The following is a 5,151-nucleotide window of genomic DNA, read 5'->3' on the forward strand; positions in this document are numbered from 1 at the left end:
GGCGTCCGGGTCGGCTCGGGGCGTCGGCTCGGTCGGCGACCTCGGCCTCGGTCTGCGCGATCTGCGCGACGTCGTCCTCGCCCGGCTCTCCGGCGGATGTTCTTGATCGCCGCGGCGTGGGCCGCCGCCGCGATCTGGGCCGCGGTGCGGCCGTTGGCGTCGTCGACTCCTCGACCGGCTCCGGCCGCTGCTGCGAGGACTCCTTGTCCCCCTTCGACCGGCCGCGACGGGACTTGCCGCCACCGTGGTTGCCGCCGTGGTCGCCCCCGGCGTGACCGCCCGGGTCGTGGGCCACCGGCTCGTTGGAGACGATGATCCCGCGGCCGTGGCAGTGCTCGCACTCGGTGGAGAAGACCTCGATGAGGCCGGAGCCGACCCGCTTGCGGGTCATCTGGACCAGGCCGAGCGAGGTGACCTCGGCGACCTGGTGCTTCGTGCGGTCGCGGCCCAGGCACTCGAGCAGGCGGCGCACGACGAGGTCGCGGTTGGCCTCGAGGACCATGTCGATGAAGTCGACGACGATGATGCCGCCGATGTCGCGCAGCCGCAGCTGGCGCACGATCTCCTCCGCGGCCTCGAGGTTGTTCTTCGTCACCGTCTCCTCGAGGTTGCCCCCGGAGCCGGTGAACTTGCCGGTGTTGACGTCGATGACCGTCATCGCCTCGGTGCGGTCGATGACGAGCGAGCCGCCGGACGGCAGCCAGACCTTGCGGTCCATCGCCTTGGCGATCGCCTCGTCGATGCGGTGCGCGGCGAAGACGTCACCGTCCCCGGTCCAGCGCTCGAGGCGCTCGGACAGGTCGGGCGCCACGTCGTCGACGTAGCCCTTGATCTCGCGCCAGGCGCCCTCGCCGGCGACGACCATGCGGGCGAAGTCCTCGTTGAAGATGTCACGGATGACCCGCACGGTCATGTCGGGCTCGGCGTGGAGCAGGACGGGCGCGCCGCCGGCGGAGCCCTTCTTGCCCTTCTTGCTCTCGGCCTTGGAGCTGATCTTGTCCCAGGCGCGGGTGAGCCGCTCGACGTCGGCGGTCAGCTCGGCCTCGGAGGCGCCCTCGGCCGCCGTGCGCACGATGACGCCGGAGTGGTCGGGGACGACCTGCTTGAGGATGCCCTTGAGGCGCGAGCGCTCGGTGTCGGGCAGCTTGCGCGAGATGCCGGTCATGCTGCCGCCCGGCACGTAGACGACGTAGCGGCCCGGCAGGGAGATCTGCGAGGTGAGGCGGGCGCCCTTGTGGCCGATCGGGTCCTTCGTCACCTGGACGAGCACGGAGTCGCCGGCGGACAGCGCATTCTCGATCCGTCGGGCCTGGCCGTTGCCGACGCCCTGCGCCTCCCAGTTGACCTCGCCGGCGTAGAGCACGGCGTTGCGGCCCTTGCCGATGTCGATGAAGGCGGCCTCCATGCTCGGCAGCACGTTCTGCACCCGGCCGAGGTAGACATTGCCGACCATCGTCGAGGTCGTCTCGCGGGAGACGTAGTGCTCGGCGAGCACGCCGTCCTCGAGGACGCCGATCTGCGTGCGGTCGCCGTGCTGGCGCACGACCATGACCCGCTCGACGCTCTCGCGGCGGGCGAGGAACTCGGCCTCGGTAATGATCGTGCGGCGGCGACCGGCCTCGCGGCCCTCGCGGCGGCGCTGCTTCTTCGCCTCGAGGCGGGTCGAGCCCTTGATCGACTGGGGCTCGTTGCGGCGCGACTCGCGCACCTTGGTCACCGTGCCGGGCGGGTCGTCCTGGCCGCTGTTGCCCACCGCCGCCGCCACCGCACGGCGACGGCGCCGACGGCGCGAGCTGCTGCCGCCCTCGTCGTCACCCTCGCCCTGGTCGGCGTCGGAGTCCTCGTCGGAGCCGGCGTCGGCGTCGGCGTCGGCGTCGGTGTCGGACGTGTCGTCGGCGGAGTCCTGCTTCTTCTTGCCGCCGCGACCACGGCCGCCCTTGCCCTTGGCCTTGCCCTCGGGCTGCTGCTCGTCGTCGCCCTCGGCGGACGCGTCGTCGTCGGAGCCGTTGGAGGAGTCATCGGAGTCCTGACCGGCGTCGGAGTCGTCACCGGAGCGGTTGTTGCGGCCGCGGCCGCCACGTCGCCGGCGACGGCGCCCGCCCTCGCCCTGGCCGGAGTCGGCGTCCTGCGAGCCGGAGTCCTGCGAACCGGAGTCCTCGTCGGTGTCGGGCTGGTCGCCCTCGTCCTCCTCGTCGTCCTCGACGGTCCTGCGGCTGCGGGGGCCGGACGACGGGGCCGGGGCCGGCGCGGGGGCCGGGGGCTGGAAGAGCAGACCGAAGCTCGGGACGGCCGCGGGGGCCGGGGTCGCTTCGGTCTCGGTGGCGGTCCGACGTGTCGTCGACGGCTGGTCCTTGTCGGTGGCCATGTGGCACCTCCTGCACACCGGCCGGACCCCGACACCAGCACCCGAGGGTGCAGTCCAGCCGCCGTGCGGCGTGGCGGCGCTCGCCCGCGGAAGAGTCCGTGTTGCCTCGACGTGGCTCGCGCCCAGCGCGGCACCCCGTCGGGGCCGGCGACGGCTCAGTCGGTGGCCAGTGGGTCGGCCACGCTCTCGGTCTCGCTGCTCCAGATCCCCTGCGCCAGGCGCGTCGCCTTGGGCGATCGCGTCGGCGCGAACGAGGTGGCAGCGGTGATCGCGCTGAGGACGTCGTCGGGGCGAACGGCAGGTGTGGTGTGCCGCACGACCATCGTCAGTATCGCACAGCCCTCGTCGGACAGACCCGTCTGTGCCCGGATGACGGGCTCGCGCGCGTCGTAGGACTTCATGCCCTTCTTGAACATCCGGCTGACCTCGACCCGGTCCTGCGCGAGGAAGCCCTCGACCGCCCGGTCGAGATCGGCCAGCTCGACGCCCGGGAACTCCAGCAGCCACCGGCTCGCCTGGAGCCGATCGGCGAGTGCGCCCGGCTGGGCCTCGACGACGGAGACGATGTCGAGCCCGTCGGGCAGGGCCGCGTCGAGCGCCCGGCCGAGGGCGTCGGGGTCGACCCGCTCGGTCACCGAGATCTCGAAGTACTCCGCCTCGCTCGCGGCGCCGGTCGCCGCGCCGTTGGCGTAGGAGATCTTGGGGTGCGGGTGGAAGCCCGCGGAGTAGGCCATCGGGACGCCTGCACGACGCAGGGCCCGCTCGAGGGCGCGCCCGAAGTCACGGGTCGAGGAGTAGCGCAGCCGACCGCGTCGGGCGTACTGGATGCGCAGCTTCTGGACCGCCGGCGGTGGCGGCGGACCGTCGGGGGTGCGTTGCGGGGACATGGAGGTCAAGCCTAGGCGCCGCGCGCGAGCAGCTCGACCAGGTGGACCCCGGTCCGCTCCGACAGGTCGGCGATCTGCGTCTGGCACGAGAAGCCGTCGGCGAGGACGACCGCGTCGCGGCCGGCCGCCTGGATCGCCGGGAGGAGCTGCTGCTCGGCGACCTTGACCGAGACCTCGTAGTGGCCGAGCTCGACGCCGAAGTTGCCGGCCAGCCCGCAGCACCCGCCGAGCCGGGTCACCGTCGCGCCGGTGCGGGCGAGCAGCGCCTCGTCGGCCGACCAGCTCATCACCGCATGGTGGTGGCAGTGCGGCTGGGCGACGACCTCGGTGCCGGTGAGGTCGGGGGCGACCCAGCGCCCTTCGTCGATGGCGCTGGTGAGCACCTCGGCGACGGTGCGCACTCCCCCGGCCACCTGCCGGGCCGCGCCGGAGTCGACGAGGGCCGGCAGGTCGTGGCGCAGGGCCGCGGTGCAGCTCGGCTCCATGCCGACGACCGGGATGCCCGCGGCGACGACCGGGGCGAGGACGTGGGCGGCCTCGGCGAGCGTCTTCTTCGCCGCGTCGAGCTGCCCCGTGGAGATGAAGGTCAGGCCGCAGCACAGCGCCTCCGCCGGGACGAAAGGGGTGAACCCCGCCTCCCGCAGCACGGCCACGGTGGCCCGCCCGACCTGCGGCGAGAAGTGGTCGGTGAAGGAGTCGACGAAGATCGCGACGGGGTGATCTGTGCCGGCGGCCTGCGCGGCCGAGGCGACGAGCCCCTCGTCGGCGGCCCAGGAGCGGAAGGTCTGCCGCGCGAAGGTCGGGATGCTCCGCCTCGGGTCGACGCCCGCGGCGGGCAGGGTGAGCCGCTTGATGCCCGGGAGCGAGGTGAGGGCGTTGGCGACCCGGGGGATCTTCGAGGCGACGCGGGCCAGCTGCGGCAGCCGGCCGAGCGAGTAGTGGCTGCGCGGACGGATGCGGCCCTTGTAGGTCTGGTGGAGGGTCTCCGACTTGTAGGTCGCCATGTCGATGCCCGTCGGGCAGTCGCTGGCGCAGCCCTTGCACGACAGGCACAGGTCGAGCGCGTCGTGGACCTCGGGCGAGCGCCAGCCGTCGGTGATCGTCGTCCCGTTGAGCATCTCCTGCAGGGCGCGGGCGCGGCCGCGGGTGGAGTCCTTCTCCTCCCCCGTCGCGAGATAGCTCGGGCACATGACCGTGCTCGACGTGCCGGCGGCGCGGCACTTGCCGACCCCGGTGCAGCGGTGCACGGCCTGGCTGAAGTCCCCGTCGTCGCCCGCGTAGCCGAAGGCGAGCGGCACGGTGACCTTGTGGGCCGCGGGGATGCGGATGTCGGCCTCGACGGGCGCGGCATCGACGAGGACCCCGGGGTTGAGCAGGTTGGTCGGGTCGAAGGCGTGCTTGACCGCGCCGAAGAGCGCCATCGTCTCGGGTCCGTACATGCGCGGCAGCAGCGCCGAGCGGGCCCGGCCGTCGCCGTGCTCGCCGGAGAGGGAGCCGCCGTAGGAGGCGACGAGGTCGGCGGCCTGCTCGACGAGCCGGCGGTAGCGGTCGGTGGCGTCGGGCGCGTCGAGGTCGACGTCGAGCCGGATGTGCAGGCAGCCGTCGCCGAAGTGGCCGTAGGGCAGGCCCTGCACGTCGTGCTCGTCGAGCAGCGCGTCGAAGTCGCGCAGGTAGTCGCCGAGCCGCTCCGGCGGCACGGCCGCGTCCTCCCAGCCCGCGTGCGCGGGCCGGTCGCGGGGCGAGCGCGAGGACAGCCCGGCGCCGTCCTCGCGGATCTTCCACAGCGAGCGCGGCGTGGGCCGGGGTCGGTGAGACGAGCGAGTCGGTGTGCGGGATATCGCGGCAGACCCGCTCGGGCGGCGGCCTGCGCGGCCGCCGGGTCGTCCCCCGGGGACCTCG

Annotated in this window: 3 protein-coding genes; all 3 read right to left on the minus strand. The window is 73.5% G+C overall.

What is annotated here, in order from left to right; genetic code table 11:
• The coding region (locus AC2W7J_RS15625; RefSeq protein WP_485983524.1) for an Rne/Rng family ribonuclease at positions 1-2,365 on the minus strand (2,365 nt) is incomplete at its 3' end.
• A 155-nt stretch (positions 2,366-2,520) separates the two neighbouring features.
• Entirely contained in the window at positions 2,521-3,252 is a 732-nt protein-coding gene (locus AC2W7J_RS15630) for a TIGR03936 family radical SAM-associated protein (RefSeq protein ID WP_427802580.1), read from the minus strand.
• An 11-nt stretch (positions 3,253-3,263) separates the two neighbouring features.
• The coding region (locus AC2W7J_RS15635) for an FAD-binding and (Fe-S)-binding domain-containing protein (RefSeq protein ID WP_485983526.1) at positions 3,264-5,151 on the minus strand (1,888 nt) is incomplete at its 5' end.

This window comes from Janibacter sp. CFPM2_SD2 (assembly GCF_057364645.1).

Excerpts from the sequence above, each read along its gene's own strand:
- AC2W7J_RS15630 (WP_427802580.1), bottom strand. The coding sequence starts at position 3,252 with ATGTCCCCGCAACGCACCCCCGACGGTCCGCCGCCACCGCCGGCGGTC.